The sequence below is a fragment of the Neisseria sp. RH3002v2f genome, from assembly GCF_014596375.1.
GTDB lineage: Bacteria > Pseudomonadota > Gammaproteobacteria > Burkholderiales > Neisseriaceae > Neisseria > Neisseria cinerea.
This window is the reverse complement of record NZ_MAYZ01000012.1, coordinates 303,600-325,089: the sequence shown is the minus strand read 5'-3', so window position 1 is coordinate 325,089 and position 21,490 is coordinate 303,600. Positions and strand designations below refer to the sequence as shown.

The window sequence follows — 21,490 nt, the reverse complement described above, 5'->3', positions numbered from 1 at the left end:
TCAAATAGTAAAAAATATGAATATATTTTGAAGCCTAAGGCGGTATTAAACCGTCTAAATTGTCAACAATATTATAACATGCACCACCTTGGCGGCCGCTTTTTTCCATATGACTTTTTTAAGCGGAGGCTAGAAAAAATGTTCATAAATTTGCCTGCAATCTATTCAAATTGAACCGCCGACAAGCTATGATGCAGGTATTTCCGACAGGAGGAACCATGGATACGCAAGCGGTTATCACACATATCGCCCGATGGTTGGACGAATACGCCGCTCAGGCAAATGTAAAAGGATTCGTCGTAGGCGTTTCCGGCGGCATCGATTCCGCCGTCGTCTCCACACTCGCCGCCCGCACCGGCCGCACCACGCTGCTTCTGGATATGCCGATACGCCAACACCCCGACCAGCTTGAGCGGGCAAGGCTACACATCCGCAATCTGCAACGGCAATATGCCAATGTAAGCGCACAAACGGTCGATCTGACCGACACCTTCCAGACCTTTGAACAAACCGTCGGCGTTCATCAGACGGCATTTGACAATCAACCGCTTTCCCTCGCCAACGCCAGAAGCCGCCTGCGTATGCTAACCCTGTACTACTACGGGCAGATACATGGACTGCTGGTTACGGGGACAGGTAATAAAATTGAAGATTTCGGCGTGGGATTTTTTACCAAATACGGCGACGGCGGCGTGGACATCAGCCCGATTGCCGACCTGACCAAAACGCAGGTTTACCAGCTTGCCGAAGCATTGGGCGTGGACGAGGCGATTCAAAAAGCCCCTCCGACCGACGGCCTGTGGGATACGGAACGCACCGACGAGGAACAGATGGGCGCAAGCTATCCCGAACTGGAGTGGGCAATGGGCGTGTACGGTACGCGCAAACCCAAAGATTTTGAAGGGCGGCAGCGCGAAGTTCTAGAAATCTATACGCGGCTTCACCGCGCTATGCAGCACAAAATCAACCCAATTCCCGTGTGCCGCATTCCGCCCGAATTGCTGGGCTGAAATATGAAAATGCCGTCTGAAACGGAAAACCGTATTTCAGACGGCATTGAAATATCCGACTCCTATCCCTTAAGAATCGAGTACGCGGGCAAACAGAATATCGTTTTCCAAATGAATGTGGTCGTTCAAATCCTCTACCATTTCTTTGGCCAAAGCGTAAAGCCGCGTCCAGCTTCCGCAAGCTCCTTCGGGCGCTTGGAAATTATCGGTCAGCTCTTTGAGCCGTGCGATGGCGCGGTCGTGTTCTTCATGTTCGTGCATCATCACGCTGATGGGCATCGCCGCACCCCGACCAACACCCTGATTAATCATCGGAAACAGCATCCTTTCCTCTTTCATCATATGCATCAGCAGTTCGTTCTGCATATAGGCAAGCAGCTCGGCAATTTCCGCCGGAAAGGTATCGGCATGAACTTGGGCCACTTTTTGCGCCAGCGGCACCAATTCTTCAAATTGTGCACGGTGTACATTGTGGTAGCGTTGCAGGATATGATCGACAGTCGCACTAAAGGGAGCAGTTTCCCAAACGGAAAAATCAGTCATGGCAGGGTTCCTTTTATAGGGTTTTAGGGTTTATTTTTAACATTCATATTTTAAGAATCTATTTAAACAAAGCATACACCGCCCGCGCGCTTCTGTACAGCCTCAAACATATTTATTACATTTTGATAATAAAAGTAATTTTCAGAAATATAATGCAACCCGTTCCATCGACTGAATTTGCAAAGACGATGGGGGCGGTACAAAAAAACTATTATCCGAACATCCCCCTTGAAATTTTTGCGTTCAAGCCCTATTCTGCACACTATCCCACTAATCCAAACCTAAAAGGAAAATTTGATGAGCAGCGAATTGATTGTACACACCAGCGATGCCGCTTTTGAAAAAGACGTTTTAAATGCAGATATCCCCGTCCTGCTGGACTTTTGGGCTCCTTGGTGCGGCCCCTGCAAAATGATTGCCCCTATTTTGGACGATATCGCCGCCGAATTCGAAGGCCGTCTGAAAGTAGTCAAACTCAATATCGATGACAATGAAGCCACCCCGTCCCGTTTCGGCGTACGCGGTATTCCGACCCTGATGGTATTCAAAAACGGCGAAGTCGTCGCTACCAAAGTCGGCGCATTGGCAAAAGGTCAGCTGACTGCCTTTGTTGAGGCTTCCATCGCCTAACGGCAATATGAAAAAAAGCCGCCGGAATTTAATCCGGCGGCTTTTTTTGTTTTAAGCCTTTTTACGGATTTCCCAGCATTGATGGATTTTTTTGTTGCGGAAATCGTCGGGAACGGACTGTTTGGAAATGTCTTTGACGGCGTATTGTTCCGCGACCGAATCGTCCAACACAAAGCTGCGCAGGTTGTTGGAGAAGTACAAAATACCGTCTGAAACGAGCAGGCTCATTGCGCCTTCAATCAGCTTTTTATGGTCACGCTGGATGTCGAGAATATCGAGCATCTTTTTGCTGTTGGAGAAGCTGGGCGGATCCATGACGATGAGATCGAACTGTTTGCCTTCGGCGGCGGCGTTTTGCAGGTATTGGAACACGTCGGCGCGGACGATTTGGTGTTGTTCGGGGCTGATGCCGTTGAGTTCGAAATTGCGTTTTGCCCAGTCCAGGTAAGTGTTGGATAAATCGACGGTTTCGCTGGATACCGCGCCGCCGGTTGCGGCATAGACGGTGAAGCTGCCGGTGTAGGAAAACAGGTTGAGGAAGCGTTTGCCTGCTGCGGTTTCGCCGACTTTTTTACGTGTGTTGCGGTGGTCGAGGAAAAGGCCGGTATCGAGGTATTTGTCGAGGTTGACCCAAAACTTACGGCCGTTTTCAGTGATGACGAAATCGTCGCCGGTTTTGCCGGTTTTCTCGTATTGCTGCAAACCTTTTTGACGTTCGCGGCGTTTGAGGTGGATTTGTTCGGGCGCAAAGCCGGTAACGAAGGCGAGGGCTTCCAATACTTCGGTAAGCCACGCTTCGTATTCTTCGGGCTGCATCAGCCAGCCGGTATCGTATTCCTGAAGGTGGATTTGGTCGCCGTAAACATCGACGGCAAAGGGGAATTGGGGAATGTCGCGGTCGTAAATGCGCCAGGCTTCAATGCTGTTGCGTTTCGCCCATTTCATGAGGTGTTTGATGTTTTTGCCCATGCGGTTGGCGAAGGGTGTGATGTCGGTCATGGTTTCAGACAGCCTGAATGAGTATTGGGAAGGATTTGGATTTTAACGCACTTGATGCTTTTTTTCTTGACCATTGTTCATAAAATCGATATTATCCGCCACTCGCCTTTTTATACGAAGCCATCGTCTTCCAACCTAAACCGCCGTTTCGGGCGCGTTTCTTTTATTGCTTGCATATTTGCCAAGCCTTTCTGTGCAGGTTGTCGTCGATGTTAACCACAAGCAAGATGCTTGCGACAACCCTGTAACTTCACATTTTCCGTATCGTTACTTTCCTTTGCTTCAGGTCGTCTGAAAACCGTTCAGACGTGCGCGTTGTTGTCTCTTTAGGATAGCCATGTCTATTAAATTTGCCGATTTGAACCTTGATAAAAACATTTTGTCCGCCGTGAGCAGCGAGGGTTACGAAAGCCCGACTCCGATTCAGGCGCAAGCCATTCCGTTTGCTTTGGAAGGCCGCGACATCATGGCTTCGGCACAAACCGGCTCCGGCAAAACCGCCGCCTTCCTGCTGCCAACGTTGCAGCGGCTGACCAAACGCAGCGAAAAACCGGGCAAAGGCCCGCGCGCATTGGTGTTGACGCCGACCCGCGAATTGGCGGCGCAAGTCGAGAAAAACGCGCTGGCGTATGCCAAGAATATGCGTTGGTTCCGCACCGTCAGCATCGTCGGCGGCGCATCGTTCGGCTACCAAACCCGCGCCCTGAGCAAACCGGTTGACCTGATTGTCGCCACGCCGGGCCGTCTGATGGACTTGATGCAAAGCGGCAAAGTCGATTTCGCCCGCTTGGAAGTGCTGATTCTGGACGAAGCCGACCGCATGTTGGATATGGGCTTTATCGACGACATCGAAACCATCGTCGAAGCCACCCCGGCCGACCGTCAGACTTTATTGTTCTCCGCCACCTGGGATGGCGCGGTCGGTAAACTGGCGCGCAAACTGACCCAAGACCCTGAAGTCATTGAAGTCGAACGCGTGGACGATCAAGGCAAAATCGAAGAGCAGCTGCTGTACTGCGACGATATGCGCCACAAAAACCGCCTGCTCGACCACATCCTGCGCGACGCCAACATCGACCAATGCGTGATTTTCACGTCCACCAAAGCCATGACCGAAGTCATCGCGGATGAATTGTACGAAAAAGGTTTCGCCGCAAACTGCCTGCACGGCGACATGCCGCAAGGCTGGCGCAACCGCACGCTGATGGATTTGCGCAAAGGCCGCTGCAAAATTTTGGTTGCCACCGACGTTGCCGCCCGCGGTATCGACGTACCGACCATTACCCACGTCATCAACTACGACCTGCCGAAACAGGCGGAAGACTACGTTCACCGCATCGGCCGTACCGGTCGCGCAGGCCGTACCGGTATCGCGATTACTTTTGCCGAAGTAAACGAATACGTCAAAGTACACAAAATCGAAAAATACATCGGCCGCAAATTGCCTGAGCTGACCATCGAAGGCATGGAACCGACCCGCAAGCGCAAATCCGCAAGCGGCAAGCCGAAAGGCAAAGGCGGCTGGAGCGAGAGAAAATCCGGCGGCTGGCGCGGCGATAAGAAACCGGGTAAAGAAGGCTTCGGCGGAAATTCACGCGGCGAAGGCCATAAAAAAGACGGTTTCAAAAAAGACGGCTTTAAGAAGGACGGTTTCAAGAAATCTGACGGTTTCAAAAAAAGCGGCGAAGGCTTCAAAAGCAAACGCCCAAACAACGGTTCTTTTACTGGAAAAGGCAGCAGCCGCTATAAAGACCGCTGAACCCGCCTGATACTTTCTTACTGAAAACAAGATGCCGTCTGAAACATATTTCCGTTTCAGACGGCATTTTACTAGCCGGCCAATTGGTCGGAATTGCAACCGTATATTTTGGCGAATTATTCGTGCGTTTATGTTTGAGGGCGTGAGCCTTGTTTTTCGGTTTGGCTTAACGCGGCTTGGCTGATACCTGCTTTTTGGGCAGCTTTGCTTTGTGTCATGCCCCAGTAGATGCACCATTCGGCAGCTGTTCTTACCCGACAGATTAAACATACAGTTACCGGCAGACGACGGCGAAAACGATACAAAAATGCCGTCTGAAACCCTTCAGACGGCATTGCGGCAACGGATTTACCTCCTCCTGCCGAAACCGCGCATGGCCGGACGACGGTAATTGGCGGGCGGGCGTGTTGTCGGACGGTAACGCTGTGGTTGCGCCGCCTGTTGTTTTGCCCGTAGGCTTCGCGTGTTCAAATCCCTACTGGTGCGTGCATTGGGGCGTGCAGATTGATGGTAGGCTGCACGTGCGCGTCGGGCGACAGGACTGTTTTGATTGCCTGCCTGCATAAATTTACTTGACAATGCATTCCCGATAAACGCGCCCGCCGCCGCACCAACCAAGCTTTGCAGCAGCCAGCTTCCTGTCGATTGATCATAGATATATTGCTGCCCGTCCTTTCCGGTTACAGGCTGCCCATTGTTTCCGTTTGCCAATGCATCGGCTGGGATGGTTTCTTTCACTGCATCCGGTGCCAATTGGTATACCGTATCGTCTGCCTGTTGCTCAAGTTGCTGTTGCAGGGCCTCAATCTGTTTCTGCTGCTGTTCGAGTTGCGCCTGCATATCGTCTTTGCAGGCCGTCAGTGTCAATATCGCGATAAGTGCGGCTGCGGTCAGTTTGTTCATGTATGTCCTGTTTATTTGTGAATTCGGTTTTATTGTATCGTTGCCGACATATTTATCAAGTATGCAGACAGGAAAATTTATTTATATAAAACCGTTACAGAGGCAGTAGTTTCAGCCTGCGGGCAAACTCAATACTGTTTGCGACAAGGCTGCCCTTGTTTTCTGCCTTAATTTCGGTTTCGACAGTCAGTAGATGACTGTTTTTACACTTATTCAGGCTTAATTCGGCTTGGGCTGGAGTAAAAAACAGATGGTGTTTTTCAGCAAAACGGCGGGCACGGTTATTTGCAGTTTTCAAAACCTGGGACAGAGATACATCCAAATGAAAGCAGCGTACGCCTAAAACCAAAATCCGTGCGGCAAAAAAATCGGCGGCATCGGTAAATTCGGCAGGGCTGGTACTGCTGAAATCATGCCGTTCGGCGGCAATCATGGTTGCAACGGTACGGACTTGCGGAATCATTGATTCGCTAATAAGCGTCCCACCCTGACCTGCATCAAGAAACGCAGGGGAAAAATCTTGCGCATCATCGACAATAATGCTGCAAGTATGAAGGATTTCACTTTGTTCGGCGGTTTGAGGCATTGCATTCATGGTCATATTCCTGATTCTGTCGTCTGTAGTCCGAATCGGGCGACCTGCCTTTGAGAGGTAACAAAAAAGCCGCCCTGTTCCGAGCGGCCTGTTTTGCGTAAATATACTAAGTGTTTCAAGCAAGCGCAAAAAAGTACCGCACGTTTGTGTGGCACCAATAAAAACAAACAGATGAAAACGCTTGAATTTGCATGATAAATTTAGATATCTGGAAATTTGATATTCCCGCATTGTAAACAAAGTTCCCCCCTTTTTCAACAACGCCACCTAAAACATTACAAAAAAATAATTAATTCACTGATTTAAATATAATTTATTTTATTAAACTGCTACCACCCTCAAACAAACCACCGATTTCACCGATAACCCGACCTTGCCTTACTCAAACAATACGCCGGTCGGAATGAAACCTCAGCCCGCGTCCGAATATTCCGTTTGAAAGCCCTGTATCATACTGAAACACAATATGCTCATTTTAGCGGAAGACCGTGATACCTTGCCCGCTCCGTTTTCATTGCTGAAGGCAAAAATCCTACAAACGGCCTGAAGATACCGACGGATTTGCCCACACACCCAATCATCTGTAACAAAATGCCGTCTGAAGGCAGGAAGCCTTCAGACGGCATCAAAGAGCAAACCGCTTTTTATACTTATTCCCGTGTGGTAAAAACGGTTTTAATACCCGCTCGGAACTAGGATTCGAATATCAATTCCGGCTCTTTACCTTCCTCAATAACCGCCTCGCCGACAACCACTTTTTTCAAACCTTTCAAATCAGGCAGGCGGTACATGGTATCCAACAGGCAGCGTTCGACGATGGACCTCAGACCGCGTGCCCCGGTTTTACGTTCCATTGCCTGACGGGCAATGCTGCGCAAAGCGTTTTCTTCAAATTCCAACTCGACGTTTTCCATGCCGAACAAAGCTTGGTACTGCTTGACCAAAGCATTTTTCGGCTCGGTCAAAATATTAATCAGCGCGTCCTCATCCAGTTCTTCTAGTGTTGCAATCACGGGCAAACGTCCGATTAATTCCGGAATCAGGCCGAATTTAATCAAATCTTCCGGTTCAACAATACCGAATAGCTTGGTAATGTCGGCATTTTCGTCCTTGCTGTGAACGGACGCACCGAAACCGATACCGCCTTTCTCTGTGCGCTGGCGAATCACTTTTTCCAAGCCTGCAAACGCACCGCCGCAGATAAACAGGATGTTGGTGGTATCGACGTTGATAAATTCCTGATTCGGATGCTTGCGGCCGCCTTGGGGCGGAACGCTGGCTACCGTACCTTCAATCAGTTTCAGCAAGGCTTGTTGCACACCTTCGCCGGATACGTCGCGGGTAATCGACGGGTTGTCGCTTTTGCGTGAAATTTTATCGATTTCGTCGATATAGACAATGCCGCGCTGGGCTTTTTCGACATCGAAATCACATTTACCCAAAAGCTTGGTAATGATTTGCTCGACGTCTTCACCGACATAACCTGCCTCGGTCAGCGTGGTTGCGTCCGCCATCACGAACGGTACGTCCAGTTTGCGCGCCAAAGATTGCGCCAGCAGGGTTTTACCCGATCCGGTCGGGCCGATAAGCAGGATGTTGGATTTCGACAATTCGACATTACCGCCGGCTTTAGGATGGCGCAGGCGTTTGTAATGGTTGTACACCGACACCGCCAAAGCTTTCTTGGCTTGTTCCTGACCGATAACGTGGTCGTTAAGGTTGGCGACGATTTCGGCGGGTGTGGGCAGCTTGCCGGGCTCTTCCGATGTCTGTCCGACACTTTCCGAAGGCGTGCCGTCATTTCCGTCTTCATACAATATTTCAATACAGTTTGAGACGCACTCGTCGCAGATATAGGCGTTTTCGCCCTCAATCAAATGTTTGACGTGTTGTTTGGATTTTCCGCAAAAGGAACAGGTACGGTTTTCGTTGGACATAAGTTTTCTTTACAATAATTCGTTACGGAAACGGCATGCGCCGTAATCGGGTTGCCAAGTATATTCTGTTATCGCACAGAAAAAAACTCAATTTGTTATAATACAATTAAATTGAATTTTTCACACGGCAATCATGCCGTCTGAAGTCAAACCTAAGGACATCCATGAGAAAACCCCAACGCGGCTATGCCCGCCAAGACCGTGTCAAAGAACAAATCATGCGCGAGCTTGCCGAACTCGTCCGTACCGGACTGAAAGACCCCCGCGCCGGCTTCATCACCATCAACGAAGTCGAAGTCACTCGAGATTACAGCCATGCCACCGTGTTCTATACGGTGTTAAACCAAGACGCGCGCGAAATTACGGAAGAAGTGCTGGAACACGCACGCGGACACCTCCGCAGCGAATTGGCCAAACGCATCAAACTGTTCAAAATCCCCGAACTCCATTTCAAATACGACGAATCCTTGGAGCGCGGTATGAACCTGTCTGCCCTTATCGATCAAGTGGCGGCGGAAAAACCCGTCGAAGACTGACGGATATGCCCATGCCGTCCGAACATCGAACCATGAATACAGGCAAACCCCAAAAACGTGCCGTCAACGGTGTTTTGCTCTTGGACAAACCCTCCGGCCTTTCCAGCAACACCGCGCTGCAAAAAGCGAGGCGTTTGTTTCATGCCGAAAAAGCCGGGCATACTGGCGTACTCGATCCTTTGGCAACCGGACTTTTGCCCGTCTGCTTCGGCGAAGCGACCAAGTTCGCCCAATATCTGATTGATGCCGACAAAGCCTACACCGCCACGCTGAAACTCGGCGAAGCCAGCAGCACGGGTGATGCCGAAGGCGAAATCGTTGCCACCGCCCGTGCCGATATTTCCTTAGCCGAATTTCAGACGGCCTGCCAAGCACTGACAGGTAACATCCGCCAAGTGCCGCCGATGTTTTCCGCCCTCAAGTACGAAGGCAAACCGCTGTACGAATACGCCCGCAAAGGCATCGTCATCGAACGCAAAGCGCGCGACATCACCATTTACACCATCGATATTACCGAGTTTGACGCGCCCAAAGCCGTGATAAGCGTGCGTTGCAGCAAAGGCACCTATATCCGCACCCTCAGCGAAGACATCGCCAAACACATCGGCACGTTCGCCCACCTGACCGCCCTGCGCCGCACCGAAACCGCCGGCTTTACCATCGCCCAAAGCCACACGCTTGAGGCCTTGGCAAATTTGAACGAAACAGAACGCGACAGCTTGCTGCTACCCTGCGACGTATTGGTTTCACACTTTCCCCAAACCATTTTAAACGATTATGCGGTCCATATGCTCCGCTACGGACAACGTCCGCGTTTCGAGGAAGACCTACCTTCCGACACGCCGATACGCGTTTACACTGAAACCGGAGAGTTTGTCGGTTTGGCAGAATATCAAAAGGAAATATGCCGTCTGAAAACGTTGCGGCTGATGAATACTGCGGTATCCGCAGCCTGAGTGGGAATTAAAAATATGATGCCGTCCGAACCCTGTGTTCAGACGGCATCATATTTTTCAGTATCTAAACCGTTTCCTTACCCCAATCTTTACCCCTTAAAATCGAGGCATCGACATCTTGAATATCGCGGTGTCCCGTAAACGCCATAGATATATCCATTTCTTTATACAGGATTTCCAGCGCACGGGTAACGCCTTCTTCACCATACGCACCCAAACCATACAGAAACGCCCGGCCTATCATCGTACCTTTCGCGCCCAAAGCCCATGCTTTGAGGATGTCCTGACCGCTGCGGATACCGCTGTCCATCCAAACCTCGATGTCGCTGCCCACTGCGCTGACAATGTCGGGCAAGGCCTTGATGGCCGATACGGTATCGTCAAGCTGTCGGCCGCCGTGGTTGGAAACGACCAATGCGTCCGCGCCGCTTTTCGCTGCTTTTTCCGCGTCTTCGGGTTCCATAATGCCTTTGATAATCAGCTTGCCACCCCACAAATCTTTAATGCGGGCGACGTCGTCCCAGCTCAGGCGCGGGTCGAATTGTTCGGAAGTCCATGAAGACAGCGAAGACAAATCGCCGACGTTTTTTGCATGACCGACGATATTGCGGAACGTGCGGCGTTCCGTGTTCAGCATTTTCATACACCATTCAGGCTTGGTCGCCAGATTGATTAAATTGGCGATGGTCGGTTTCGGCGGTGCAGACAGGCCGTTTTTGATGTCTTTGTGGCGTTGACCTAAAACCTGCAAATCGGCGGTCAAAACCAACGCCGAACACTTGGCATCTTTCGCGCGCTTAATCAGGTTTTCCATAAACTCGCGGTCGCGCATCACATAAAGCTGAAACCAAAACGGCGCGCTGGTGTTCTCGGCAACGTCTTCAATCGAGCAGATGGACATGGTAGAAAGCGTAAATGGAATGCCGAACTTCTCCGCCGCCCGCGCCGCCAAAATTTCACCGTCGGCGTGCGCCATGCCGGTAAAGCCCGTCGGCGCAATCGCCACCGGCATCTTTACATCCTGACCAATCATTTTGGTCTCTAAACTACGGCCTTCCATATTGACCAATACCTTTTGGCGAAATCGGATATCTTTGAAATCCGAAGTGTTTTCGCGGTAGGTGGTTTCCGTCCAAGAACCTGAATCGATGTAATCGTAAAACATGCGCGGCATCTTGCGCTTGGCGACAAGGCGCAGGTCTTCGATACAGGTCATTTTGCTCAAATCGCGTTTCATTATTGATTGCCTCTGTTAAGGGGTTGCTTATGGATTGCGCCGCCTAAACAGGCAGGTTGGTTTAAGACAGACTTTTACAATACCATAATGATTTAGTATGAATTAGATAATCTATATCAATCTCAATTATAAAGCAAATGGTTTTAACCCTGCCAAAAGTGGGGCGATAGCAATTTTCAGACGGCCTCTGATTCAAGTTACAGATAAAAAAGAGAAATCTTTAGACGGATAAAAATCAGTTCGCACAGTCATTTAAACAAACAATCGGAAGATTCTTGAATATACTTGACCGAATCACTCAGATATTAGACAATCAAGCCACTAACTATAAGAACGCCGGCACAGGCAACTACCATGAGACTGACCACAAAAGGGCGTTTTGCCGTTACCGCCATGATTGATTTGGCGATGAACGCGCAAACTGGCGCCATCAAACTCAGCGCCATCAGCGAACGCCAAAGCATTTCGCTTTCCTATCTCGAACAATTATTCAGCAAACTGCGGCGTGCCGGACTGGTTGAAAGCCTGCGCGGACCCGGCGGCGGCTACATCCTCGCCGCCCCTCCCGCACAAATCAACATCGCCCAAATCATTTCCGCCGCCGAAGACAAACTGGACGCCACCCAATGCAGCAACAAAGCCAACTGCCACCACGGTGCTCCCTGCCTGACGCACGACCTTTGGGAAAACTTGAACAAAACCATCAACGATTACCTCAGTAGCGTTACCCTGCAAAGCATCATCGAACAGAAAAACAGCGATGACGGCAGCCACGTCATCCAATTTACACATATCCATTAAGTACATTACAGAAAAAGAAAGAGCAAACCATGGCCGTCAAAACCCCCGTTTATCTCGACTACGCCGCCACCACCCCCGTTGACAAACGCGTTGCCGAAAAAATGATTCCCTATCTAACCGAAACCTTCGGTAACCCCGCTTCCAACAGCCACGCATTCGGCTGGGAAGCAGAAGAAGCCGTCGAAAAAGCCCGCGCCGACATCGCCGCCCTGATTAACGCCGACTCTAAAGAAATCGTTTTCACCAGCGGCGCAACCGAGTCTAACAACCTCGCCATCAAAGGCGCGGCGCACTTCTACAAATCTAAAGGTAATCACCTCATTACTGTAAAAACTGAGCACAAAGCCGTGCTCGATACTATGCGCGAACTCGAACGCCAAGGTTACGAAGTAACTTACCTGGACGTACAAGAGAACGGTTTGGTTGATTTGGACGTACTGAAAGCCGCCATCCGCGACGACACCATCCTCGTTTCCGTAATGTGGGTAAACAACGAAATCGGCGTGGTGCAAGACATTCCCGCCATCGGCGAAATCTGCCACGAACGCAAAATCATCTTCCACGTTGATGCTGCCCAAGCCTGCGGCAAAGTGCCTGTTGACGTAGAAGCAGCCAAAATCGACCTGCTGTCCATGTCCGGTCATAAAGTGTACGGTCCTAAAGGCATTGGTGCCCTGTACGTCCGCCGCAAACCCCGCGTCCGCCTCGAAGCCCAAATGCACGGCGGCGGCCACGAGCGTGGTTTCCGTTCCGGTACCTTGCCGACCCACCAAATCGTCGGCATGGGCGAAGCCTTCCGCATTGCCAAAGAAGAATTGGCACAAGACACTGCTCACTACCTGAAACTGCGTGATATCTTCCTCAAAGGCATCGAAGGCATCGAAGAAGTCTACATCAACGGCGACCTCGAACACCGTGCTCCGAACAACCTGAACGTCAGCTTCAACTTCGTCGAAGGCGAAAGCTTAATTATGGCAGTCAAAGAACTCGCTGTATCTAGCGGCTCCGCCTGCACCTCCGCCTCGCTCGAACCCAGCTACGTCCTGCGCGCGCTCGGCCGTAACGACGAACTGGCGCACTCTTCCCTGCGCATCACCTTCGGCCGCATGACCACCGAAGAAGAAGTGCAATTCGCGGCAGAACTGATCAAATCCAAAATCGGTAAACTGCGTGAACTGTCGCCGCTGTGGGAAATGTTCAAAGACGGGATTGATTTGAACTCGATTGAATGGGCGGCACATTAACCCGCTACCCTGCAATGCCGTCTGAAATTTCAGACGGCATCTAGGAAAACAGACCGTTCCAATCCAATCAAGAGAAAAATATGAAAGATCAAGATTTCGATTTAGACAACCTCGACAACCTGCTGGACGATTTCGACGGCGTTACCGTGGAAGGCGGCGTTGATTCGGAAAATGACGACGGCTGCGAAGGCGGCGCGTGCAAAATCTAACTCAGGCCGTCTGAAAACAGGCAAACAAACCACTTAAATCATCAAAAACATTAAGGAAACCACATCATGGCATACAGCGATAAAGTAATCGACCACTACGAAAACCCACGCAACGTCGGCACTTTCGACAAAAACGACGAGTCCGTCGGCACCGGCATGGTCGGCGCTCCCGCCTGCGGCGACGTGATGCGTCTGCAAATCAAAGTAAACGATGAAGGTATTATTGAAGATGCCAAATTCAAAACTTACGGCTGCGGCTCGGCCATCGCTTCGTCCAGCCTGATTACCGAGTGGGTCAAAGGCAAAAGCTTGGATGATGCACTGGCAATCAAAAACAGTGAAATCGCCGAAGAGTTGGAATTGCCGCCGGTAAAAATCCACTGCTCCATTTTGGCGGAAGACGCGGTAAAAGCGGCCGTTGCCGACTACCGTAAACGTCAGGAAAACAAATAACCCTGTTTTCCAGATACTTAGTTTGCGGACATTAATGCCTAAATCGGCTTGATAGGTACCAACTGCCATATAAGCGCGCTTACCCCTTCAAAATCAAAGGAGGCAAAATGCCTTTTAGCGATGAAGAAGCCCAATCCCTGCTTGCCGTCAAAGGCATAGGCAAAACTGTATTGCAGCGTTTGCAGCAAATGGGTTTGGATGATGTTGCCACGCTGGCGGCAGCGGATGTGGACGATGTTTTGGAACAAGGTACAAAATTGACCGGATCGACCTGTTGGAAAAACAGTCCGCAGGCAAAAGCCGCCGTTTCTACCGCGATAACATGGGCAAAACAGAAAATAATTGCGAAATGAGGAAAGAAGCATGATTACCATCACAGAAAATGCAGCCAAATACATCAACAATTACCTGACCAAACGCGGCAAAGGCTTGGGCGTACGCTTAGGTGTGAAAACCAGCGGCTGCTCGGGTATGGCATACAACCTTGAATTTGTCGATGAAGCGAACGAGGACGACCTGATTTTCGAAGAACACGGCGCGCGCATTTATATCGATCCGAAAAGCTTGGTTTATTTAGACGGCACGCAAGTCGATTACACCAAAGAAGGTTTGCAGGAAGGTTTCAAATTTGAAAACCCGAATGTCAAAGACTCCTGCGGCTGCGGCGAGAGCTTCCACGTTTAAGACATAAAAATGGCGGGACCGTATCAAAACCGTCCCGCCATTTTTTCGCTTCCTGCCTGTTGTAGCTGCCTTTGCCTTTTCTTTTCCGTTCCACCTTGTGTCGGAACAAATCGGATTTCACTAAGGCTTTTAAAGCATTGTCGCGTATTTTACCTTTATTGTGCTGCACTTTACCGCTCATATTCAGTCCTTTTGCTTAAGAAGCAGCGGATTATAAGGCAAAATCAGGTTTCTGCCGAACATTTCACATTCATTATCCCGCCATGTCTCAATATTTCACACTCTTCCAGCTTGAACCCGCTTTCGATATCGACGCCGAAAACTTGGAGCAAACCTACCGTGCCTTGGCTGCCCGTTTCCATCCCGATAAATTCGCTTCAGCTTCCGCTTTCGAGCAGAAACAGGCAGTAATGATGTCTTCCACCATCAACGATGCCTACCGTACCTTGAAAAATCCCATCGACCGCTCCGCATATCTGCTGAAGACATTGGGGATAGACGCCGACGCGCCGGAGCATACCTCTTTCGCTCCCGACTTCCTCATGCAGCAAATGGAATGGCGCGAAACGCTGATGGAGGCACGGGCAGAAAGCGACCTGAAAACCCTGGAAAATCTGAATGACGAAATCCGTGCCGAACAAGAAAAACTGTTCTGCGACCTGCAACAGTCATTCGCGCACCAAGACTACGACACCGCCGCACAACAAGTCCGCCAAGGCAGGTTTCTCGACAAACTCCGCAACGAAATCTCCTCCGCATTATAATCCGTACCGTGTTTCAGACGGCATACCCGCTCCATACGCCATGCCGTCTGAACATACCGGCTACCTGTCCACAACAGACAAAAGCCGTGGAGGAACATCCAAAAAATAACATTTGTTGCGGGAAACAATACCGAATCTCCGCCCATGCTCGCCCAATACCCGAAGCAAAACCTTCGTAATTTTAGAGCGTTCCTCAAGAAAGCGGTTCCAGAAGAAAATATACTGAGGCTTTACGGGATCCTCCTCCAACCATTTCCTCAGACTGACATCGTCCGACACCCTGTCACGCCGACCCGCATAGTCCGCCCATACCATTTCGGCAAATTCGCACTGACTGCCGCAGTCTATCTTCCTTCCCTCCAAACACAAACGTGCCATAACCAGGTAAATCGAGAACTGACGGGGCGACAGTCCGTCGACAACGACCGAACCGAAACGTAAAACACCATTTGCCGCATCAATTTCCACATCCACATCGTCCAACATTTCCTGAGTCCGGGAAACCGCTTGAGAAAACGTCCAATCCTCACCCAAAGCCCAATCTTCACACCGCTTCCTCATCCGCACAAACGGAATTTCAGCCAACATAACCTGCGCCTTGGAAGCATCCGCCATGCCGTACGGACGCGTGTTCAAAAAATGAGGTTTTTTCGGAGGGTAGAAAAATTCAGGATGCGTTTCAAAAACTTCTTCCACCAAAATATGAGACATCCTATCCTGCCTTCGTCCAAACAGCGAAAGCGCATAACCGATATAAAAAACCATAGACTTACGTCCGCTGGCCAAATTATTTCACATCAACAACACGACACAGCACCTTTCCCTCCATTTCATTTTACCAGCAGAACCTATTATGTACCGATACCGTCCCAAATACCTCCAAAACAAATTTGTGAAAGTGCCCCCATCTTTCAGACGGCATACCTGCAACCCGAAACACAGTTTTACGTTGAAATATGCTAAAATAAGCCACTATTTTTGCCAGCACGAAATATTAAAACCATGACCGACGCAACCATCCGCAACGACCACAAATTCGCCCTCGAAACCCTGCCGGTAAGCCTTGAAGACGAAATGCGCAAAAGCTATCTCGACTACGCCATGAGCGTCATTGTCGGGCGCGCGCTGCCGGACGTTCGCGACGGTCTCAAACCGGTACACCGCCGCGTGCTGTATGCCATGCACGAACTGAAAAACAACTGGAATTCCGCCTACAAAAAATCGGCGCGTATTGTCGGCGACGTCATCGGTAAATACCACCCCCACGGCGATACTGCCGTATATGACACCATCGTCCGTATGGCACAAGACTTCGCCATGCGTTACGTCTTGGTCGACGGTCAAGGCAACTTCGGCTCCATAGACGGGCTTGCCGCCGCAGCCATGCGCTATACCGAAATCCGCATGGCGAAAATCTCACATGAAATGCTGGCAGACATTGAGGAAGAAACCGTTAATTTCGGCCCGAACTACGACGGTAGCGAACACGAGCCGCTTGTACTGCCAACCCGTTTCCCCACACTGCTCGTCAACGGCTCGTCCGGCATCGCCGTCGGCATGGCGACCAATATCCCGCCGCACAACCTTTCCGATACCATCAATGCCTGCCTGCGCCTGCTCGATGCTCCCGAAACCGAAATCGACGAACTGATTGACATTATCCAAGCCCCCGACTTCCCGACCGGGGCAACCATCTACGGCTTGAGCGGGGTGCGCGAAGGCTATAAAACAGGCCGCGGCCGCGTCGTCATCCGCGCCAAGACCCATACCGAACCTATCGGCAAAAATGGGGAACGCGAAGCCATCGTTATCGACGAAATCCCCTATCAGGTCAACAAAGCCAAACTGGTTGAGAAAATCGGTGAGCTGGTCCGAGAAAAAACGCTGGAAGGCATTTCCGAGCTCCGCGACGAATCCGACAAATCCGGCATGCGTGTCGTTATCGAGCTGAAACGCAACGAAAATGCCGAAGTCGTCTTAAACCAACTCTACAAACTGACTCCGCTGCAAGACAGTTTCGGCATCAATATGGTAGTTTTGGTCGACGGACAACCGCGCCTGTTGAACCTGAAACAGATTCTCTCCGAATTCCTGCGCCACCGCCGCGAAGTCGTTACCCGACGTACGCTTTTCCGGCTGAAGAAGGCTCGCCACGAAGGGCATATTGCCGAAGGCAAAGCCGTCGCACTGTCCAATATCGATGAAATCATCAGGCTCATCAAAGAATCTCCCAACGCAGCCGAGGCCAAAGAAAAACTGCTTGCGCGTCCTTGGCGCAGTAGCCTCGTTGAAGAAATGCTGACGCGTTCCGGTCTGGATTTAGAAATGATGCGTCCGGAAGGATTGGCTGCAAACATTGGTCTGAAAGAACAAGGTTATTACCTGAGCGAGATTCAGGCAGATGCTATTTTACGCATGAGCTTGCGAAACCTGACCGGCCTCGATCAGGAAGAAATTGTCGAAAGCTACAAAAACCTGATGGGTAAAATCATCGACTTTGTGGACATCCTCTCCAAACCCGAACGCATTACCCAAATCATCCGCGACGAACTGGAAGAAATCAAAACCAACTATGGTGATGAAAGACGCAGCGAAATCAACCCGTTCGGCGGCGACATTGCCGATGAAGACCTGATTCCTCAACGTGAAATGGTCGTTACCCTAACTCATGGCGGCTATATCAAAACCCAGCCGACCACCGACTATCAGGCTCAGCGTCGCGGCGGGCGCGGCAAACAGGCGGCGGCCACCAAAGACGAAGACTTCATCGAAACCCTGTTCGTTGCAAACACACATGACTATTTGATGTGTTTCACCAACCTCGGCAAGTGCCACTGGATTAAGGTTTACAAACTGCCCGAAGGCGGCCGCAACAGCCGCGGTCGTCCGATTAACAACGTCATCCAGTTGGAAGAAGGCGAAAAAGTCAGCGCCATCCTCGCCGTGCGGGAATTCCCCGAAGACCAATACGTCTTCTTCGCCACCGCACAAGGTATGGTGAAAAAAGTCCAGCTTTCGGCGTTTAAAAACGTCCGCAGCCAAGGTATCAAAGCCATCGCGCTCAAAGAAGGCGATTACCTCGTCGGCGCCGCGCAAACCGGCGGCTCGGACGACATCATGCTGTTCTCCAACTTGGGCAAAGCCATCCGCTTCAATGAATACTGGGAAAAATCCGGCAACGACGAAGCGGAAGATACCGACATCGAAACTGAAATTTCAGACGACCTCGAAGACGAAACTGCCGACAATGAAAACGCCCTGCCAAGCGGCAAACACGGCGTGCGTCCGTCCGGTCGCGGCAGCGGCGGTCTGCGTGGTATGCGCCTGCCTGCCGACGGCAAAATCGTCAGCCTGATTACTTTCTCCCCCGAAGCCGAGCAAAGCGATTTGCAAGTATTGACCGCTACCGCCAACGGCTACGGCAAACGCACCCCGATTGCCGATTACAGCCGTAAAAATAAAGGCGGACAAGGCAATATCGCTATCAATACCGGCGAGCGCAACGGCGATTTGGTTGCCGCGACTTTGGTTAGCGAAACCGATGATCTGATGCTGATTACCAGCGGCGGTGTCCTGATTCGTACCAAAGTCGAACAAATCCGCGAAACCGGCCGCGCCGCTGCAGGTGTGAAACTGATCAATTTGGACGAAGGTGAAACCTTAGTATCGCTGGAACGTGTTGCCGAAGACGAGTCCGAATCCGATCTCTCCGACGCCTCTGTAATTTCCAGTGTAACCGAACCAGAAACCGGGAACTAAACATCATATCCCAATGCCGTCTGAAGATTCAGACGGCATTTATTTTATCCATCATCCATCCACCCCACTTCTCACAATCAAATTTGGAAACAGCTTCCCGTCTTCAAATCATCAAAAACATATCGCATCCTTTTCAACGTTGTAAGAAAACAACATTGTGAAAATATAAGTAATTTTTAATAAAAACAATATCTTGTTTAATAATTAGAAAAACATATAATACATATAAAATTCAAGTTTTGATAATCATTATTAAAATAATTAAAATATCCTCACTAACTAACCTAAGGATGAAAAATGAAAGGTAACAACTTACCTGTATTCCGATACAGCCTGATGGCACTTGCTCTGTCTGCCGGGTTTTCCCATGCGGACGGAAATTTCGGTTACAACCATACGGCCGAGCTGTCGGAAGTTAAAGTCAGCGGTACCGCCGTCAGTACCCGTACAAACCGCAACCAACTCGACCGTGAAACTGCAACCGATTTGAAACAGGTCATGAAAGACCAGATTGGTATGGATGTCGGCGGCGGCAACGGCGTGGCACAGTTTTACAGTATTCGCGGCGTAGGCGAAGACAAAATCAATTTGGATGTGGACGGAACCAGCCAATCTACTAAAATTTTCCACCACCAAAGCCGCTTCCAACTCGATCCGGCATTAATTAAAAGCATTAACGTAGAAAAAGGTACCGGTGCGGCAAGTTCAGGTATCGGTTCAGTAGGCGGCACCATCCGCGTAACCACTGTTGACGCCAAAGACTTATTGGTTGACGGAAAACCATTCGGCTTCAAATTGGGTTCGACAGTCAGCTCCAACAAAGGTACAGGCGGCAATGCCGCCGTCTATGCCTACCAAGACGGTTTTGATGCATTGTTTGCCGGCAACTTCCTGAACAACCGCGACTACAAAGACGGTGCGGGCAAAATCAATCAGGGCAGCAAACTGGAACAACACAGCTATTTGGGCAAACTGGGTTATGACTTCAACGAAGATCACGGCATCCGCCTGAGCTACCGCCAAGAATATCAAAAAGGCAACCGCACGGACAAAGCCGAATTCCAAACTGATACTGCTTATAAAGGCTTTGCCGGTACTGCCCAAAAAGAACAGTCATATAATTTGGAATATAAAGGCCGTCACGTCGGATTCTTAGACAAAATCGATGCCAACCTCTTCCAAATCCATACCGACGACTACAAACCGCCTAAAGGCGCGCCGGACGGCACACAAAAAAGCAACGAACTCGAATTGAGCAAAATCAAAGCAAAAGGTGCCAATCTTAACCTTGCCAGCACCTTGGGCGACGGCCATCTCGTCAAGTACGGTTTCAATTACCGTCATGAAAGTGCCAAATCTTCAGACAAAAGCCCTTGGCTGAAAATCCTGAAACTCAACGATGTCAATGACGAGAAAAAAACCGATTATGGCATCTATACCGAAGGCATTTGGAATCTGCATCCCGTAACCCTGACTACCGGTTTGCGTTATGATCATTTCAAATACACCGCAGCCAACGGTCAAAACGCTGCCGACGGTCAACTTAATCCGAGTGTGGGTATCATTTGGGATGTCAACGACAACTTCTCCCTCTTGGGCAACTTGAATCAGGCAAGCCGCTCCCCCCGCCTGAATGAAGCCCTACTTGCCAACGAACGCGCGGGCAATGCGGTCGATGTTGATAAAGATTTGAAAGCAGAAACAGCCCGACGTGCCGAAATCGGCTTCAAATGGCAGCAAAACGGCTTTAACCTGAGCGGAAGCGTATTCCATCAAAACATTAAAGACTTGGTGGTTTACCAATGGGCAAAAATTGACAACAAAAAGGCTGTCATTAACGAGCGCGGACGCATCTTCAACGGCGGCAAACTGACTACCAACGGCTACGAAATCGATGCATCCTATCGAAACGGCGGTCTGACCGCACGCTTAGGGGTATCCTACGTCAAACCGCGTTTGAAAGGCGAAATGTACTACGGCGAAAGCCCGATACTGGCAGAAGACCACGAAAGCTCGTTTACCTTCTGGAATACCGGTCGTCAATGGCTGACCGGCCTGTCCTACCGGTTTGAACAGCCTAAATTGGAAATCGGCTGGCGCGGACGTTATGCCCAAAGCACAAGCTTTACCGATGCAGCACGGAAAAAAGGTACGGTTAAATCCGTTAAAAACGGCTACGGCGTACACGACCTCTACGCCAACTGGCAGCCTTTGGGCAAAGACAATATGAACGTCAACTTTGCCGTCAACAATATCGGCAACAAAAAATACCGTTCACACAGCCAGCGCTTCCCCGACGGTGTGGCTCGCGTACCGTTCTACGAACGTGGCAGAGAGTTTATCTTCGGTCTGAACTACCGTTTCTGACCTGCCGTTTTAAAGCAATGCCGTCTGAAAACCTTTTCAGACGGCATTTTCGTTACAGACAAAAGCGAGGTTTTTTCATATCGGGTACGTAAACTTAACGGGAA

General features: G+C 50.2%; 23 protein-coding genes. 14 read left to right on the top strand and 9 right to left on the bottom strand.

The window, feature by feature from the left end; genetic code table 11:
* The first annotated feature begins 188 nt into the window (after positions 1 to 188).
* Entirely contained in the window at positions 189 to 1,010 is an 822-nt protein-coding gene (gene nadE, locus BBW69_RS02370) for an NAD(+) synthase (protein ID WP_188210272.1), read from the top strand.
* 69 nt (positions 1,011 to 1,079) lie between these two features.
* On the opposite strand, the gene dnrN is transcribed toward nadE, so the two are convergent.
* Positions 1,080 to 1,553 (bottom strand): iron-sulfur cluster repair protein DnrN, encoded by a 474-nt coding sequence (dnrN, locus tag BBW69_RS02365; protein WP_188210271.1) that lies wholly within the window; start codon positions 1,551 to 1,553, stop codon positions 1,080 to 1,082.
* Positions 1,554 to 1,850: 297 nt separating this feature from the next.
* On the opposite strand from dnrN, the gene trxA reads away from it, so the two are divergent.
* Entirely contained in the window at positions 1,851 to 2,183 is a 333-nt protein-coding gene (trxA, locus tag BBW69_RS02360) for a thioredoxin TrxA (RefSeq protein WP_003674588.1), read from the top strand.
* Positions 2,184 to 2,234: 51 nt separating this feature from the next.
* Here trxA and BBW69_RS02355 read toward each other — a convergent pair whose 3' ends face one another.
* Positions 2,235 to 3,182, bottom strand: coding sequence for a class I SAM-dependent methyltransferase (locus tag BBW69_RS02355; protein ID WP_188210270.1), 948 nt, complete (start codon positions 3,180 to 3,182; stop codon positions 2,235 to 2,237).
* A 337-nt stretch (positions 3,183 to 3,519) separates the two neighbouring features.
* Between BBW69_RS02355 and BBW69_RS02350 the strand changes: the two genes are divergently transcribed.
* Positions 3,520 to 4,941, top strand: a complete 1,422-nt coding sequence (locus tag BBW69_RS02350) for a DEAD/DEAH box helicase (protein ID WP_188210269.1) — start codon at positions 3,520 to 3,522, stop codon at positions 4,939 to 4,941.
* Between the two features lie 128 nt (positions 4,942 to 5,069).
* Here the strand turns inward: BBW69_RS02350 and BBW69_RS02345 are convergent, their stop codons facing one another.
* The 4 genes from BBW69_RS02345 to clpX all read right to left on the bottom strand — a co-directional run bounded on the left by BBW69_RS02345 (position 5,070) and on the right by clpX (position 8,376).
* Complete coding sequence (locus BBW69_RS02345) at positions 5,070 to 5,276, bottom strand: helix-turn-helix transcriptional regulator (RefSeq protein WP_188210268.1); 207 nt, start codon at positions 5,274 to 5,276, stop codon at positions 5,070 to 5,072.
* Positions 5,277 to 5,289: 13 nt separating this feature from the next.
* Positions 5,290 to 5,844: a hypothetical protein gene (locus BBW69_RS02340; RefSeq protein WP_188210267.1), complete on the bottom strand. Its 555-nt coding sequence runs from the start codon at positions 5,842 to 5,844 to the stop codon at positions 5,290 to 5,292.
* Between the two features lie 94 nt (positions 5,845 to 5,938).
* Positions 5,939 to 6,439, bottom strand: coding sequence for a hypothetical protein (locus tag BBW69_RS02335; protein WP_107960243.1), 501 nt, complete (start codon positions 6,437 to 6,439; stop codon positions 5,939 to 5,941).
* Positions 6,440 to 7,131: 692 nt separating this feature from the next.
* Positions 7,132 to 8,376 carry an ATP-dependent Clp protease ATP-binding subunit ClpX gene (clpX, locus tag BBW69_RS02330; protein WP_107997003.1) on the bottom strand — a complete coding sequence of 415 codons (1,245 nt, stop codon included), beginning with the start codon at positions 8,374 to 8,376 and terminating at the stop codon, positions 7,132 to 7,134.
* Between the two features lie 164 nt (positions 8,377 to 8,540).
* Here clpX and rbfA point away from each other — a divergent pair, with 164 nt between their 5' ends.
* Positions 8,541 to 8,912: a 30S ribosome-binding factor RbfA gene (gene rbfA, locus BBW69_RS02325; protein ID WP_002241698.1), complete on the top strand. Its 372-nt coding sequence runs from the start codon at positions 8,541 to 8,543 to the stop codon at positions 8,910 to 8,912.
* A gap of 32 nt (positions 8,913 to 8,944) precedes the next feature.
* Complete coding sequence (gene truB / locus BBW69_RS02320; protein WP_188210309.1) at positions 8,945 to 9,868, top strand: tRNA pseudouridine(55) synthase TruB; 924 nt, start codon at positions 8,945 to 8,947, stop codon at positions 9,866 to 9,868.
* A gap of 64 nt (positions 9,869 to 9,932) precedes the next feature.
* Here the strand turns inward: truB and BBW69_RS02315 are convergent, their stop codons facing one another.
* On the bottom strand, positions 9,933 to 11,105 hold the full coding sequence (locus BBW69_RS02315) for an alpha-hydroxy acid oxidase (RefSeq protein ID WP_188210266.1): 1,173 nt from the start codon (positions 11,103 to 11,105) through the stop codon (positions 9,933 to 9,935).
* Positions 11,106 to 11,459: 354 nt separating this feature from the next.
* Between BBW69_RS02315 and iscR the strand changes: the two genes are divergently transcribed.
* The 6 genes from iscR (at position 11,460) to iscA (ending at position 14,496) form a co-directional block, all read left to right on the top strand.
* Positions 11,460 to 11,906 (top strand): Fe-S cluster assembly transcriptional regulator IscR, encoded by a 447-nt coding sequence (gene iscR / locus BBW69_RS02310; RefSeq protein WP_188210265.1) that lies wholly within the window; start codon positions 11,460 to 11,462, stop codon positions 11,904 to 11,906.
* A gap of 29 nt (positions 11,907 to 11,935) precedes the next feature.
* Positions 11,936 to 13,150, top strand: coding sequence for an IscS subfamily cysteine desulfurase (locus BBW69_RS02305; protein WP_188210264.1), 1,215 nt, complete (start codon positions 11,936 to 11,938; stop codon positions 13,148 to 13,150).
* 80 nt (positions 13,151 to 13,230) lie between these two features.
* Complete coding sequence (locus BBW69_RS10045) at positions 13,231 to 13,359, top strand: hypothetical protein (RefSeq protein ID WP_003674561.1); 129 nt, start codon at positions 13,231 to 13,233, stop codon at positions 13,357 to 13,359.
* Positions 13,360 to 13,425: 66 nt separating this feature from the next.
* Complete coding sequence (iscU, locus tag BBW69_RS02300) at positions 13,426 to 13,812, top strand: Fe-S cluster assembly scaffold IscU (RefSeq protein ID WP_003674559.1); 387 nt, start codon at positions 13,426 to 13,428, stop codon at positions 13,810 to 13,812.
* Between the two features lie 107 nt (positions 13,813 to 13,919).
* Positions 13,920 to 14,165 carry a recombinase RecA gene (locus BBW69_RS02295; protein WP_188210263.1) on the top strand — a complete coding sequence of 82 codons (246 nt, stop codon included), beginning with the start codon at positions 13,920 to 13,922 and terminating at the stop codon, positions 14,163 to 14,165.
* Between the two features lie 10 nt (positions 14,166 to 14,175).
* Positions 14,176 to 14,496, top strand: a complete 321-nt coding sequence (gene iscA, locus BBW69_RS02290) for an iron-sulfur cluster assembly protein IscA (protein ID WP_003680782.1) — start codon at positions 14,176 to 14,178, stop codon at positions 14,494 to 14,496.
* Here the strand turns inward: iscA and BBW69_RS02285 are convergent.
* Positions 14,456 to 14,677 (bottom strand): alternative ribosome-rescue factor A, encoded by a 222-nt coding sequence (locus BBW69_RS02285; protein WP_108043922.1) that lies wholly within the window; start codon positions 14,675 to 14,677, stop codon positions 14,456 to 14,458. The genes iscA and BBW69_RS02285 overlap by 41 nt on opposite strands.
* 82 nt (positions 14,678 to 14,759) lie before the next feature.
* On the opposite strand from BBW69_RS02285, the gene hscB reads away from it, so the two are divergent.
* Positions 14,760 to 15,260, top strand: a complete 501-nt coding sequence (gene hscB, locus BBW69_RS02280; protein WP_188210262.1) for a Fe-S protein assembly co-chaperone HscB — start codon at positions 14,760 to 14,762, stop codon at positions 15,258 to 15,260.
* Between the two features lie 60 nt (positions 15,261 to 15,320).
* Here hscB and csm6 read toward each other — a convergent pair whose 3' ends face one another.
* Positions 15,321 to 16,025, bottom strand: a complete 705-nt coding sequence (gene csm6, locus BBW69_RS02275; protein ID WP_188210261.1) for a CRISPR-associated ring nuclease Csm6 — start codon at positions 16,023 to 16,025, stop codon at positions 15,321 to 15,323.
* Positions 16,026 to 16,262: 237 nt separating this feature from the next.
* Here csm6 and gyrA point away from each other — a divergent pair, with 237 nt between their 5' ends.
* Positions 16,263 to 19,019 carry a DNA gyrase subunit A gene (gyrA, locus tag BBW69_RS02270; RefSeq protein ID WP_188210260.1) on the top strand — a complete coding sequence of 919 codons (2,757 nt, stop codon included), beginning with the start codon at positions 16,263 to 16,265 and terminating at the stop codon, positions 19,017 to 19,019.
* A 297-nt stretch (positions 19,020 to 19,316) separates the two neighbouring features.
* A complete protein-coding gene (locus tag BBW69_RS02265; protein ID WP_188210259.1) occupies positions 19,317 to 21,386 on the top strand; it encodes a TonB-dependent receptor in 2,070 nt (689 codons plus the stop codon).
* Positions 21,387 to 21,490 lie beyond the last annotated feature (104 nt).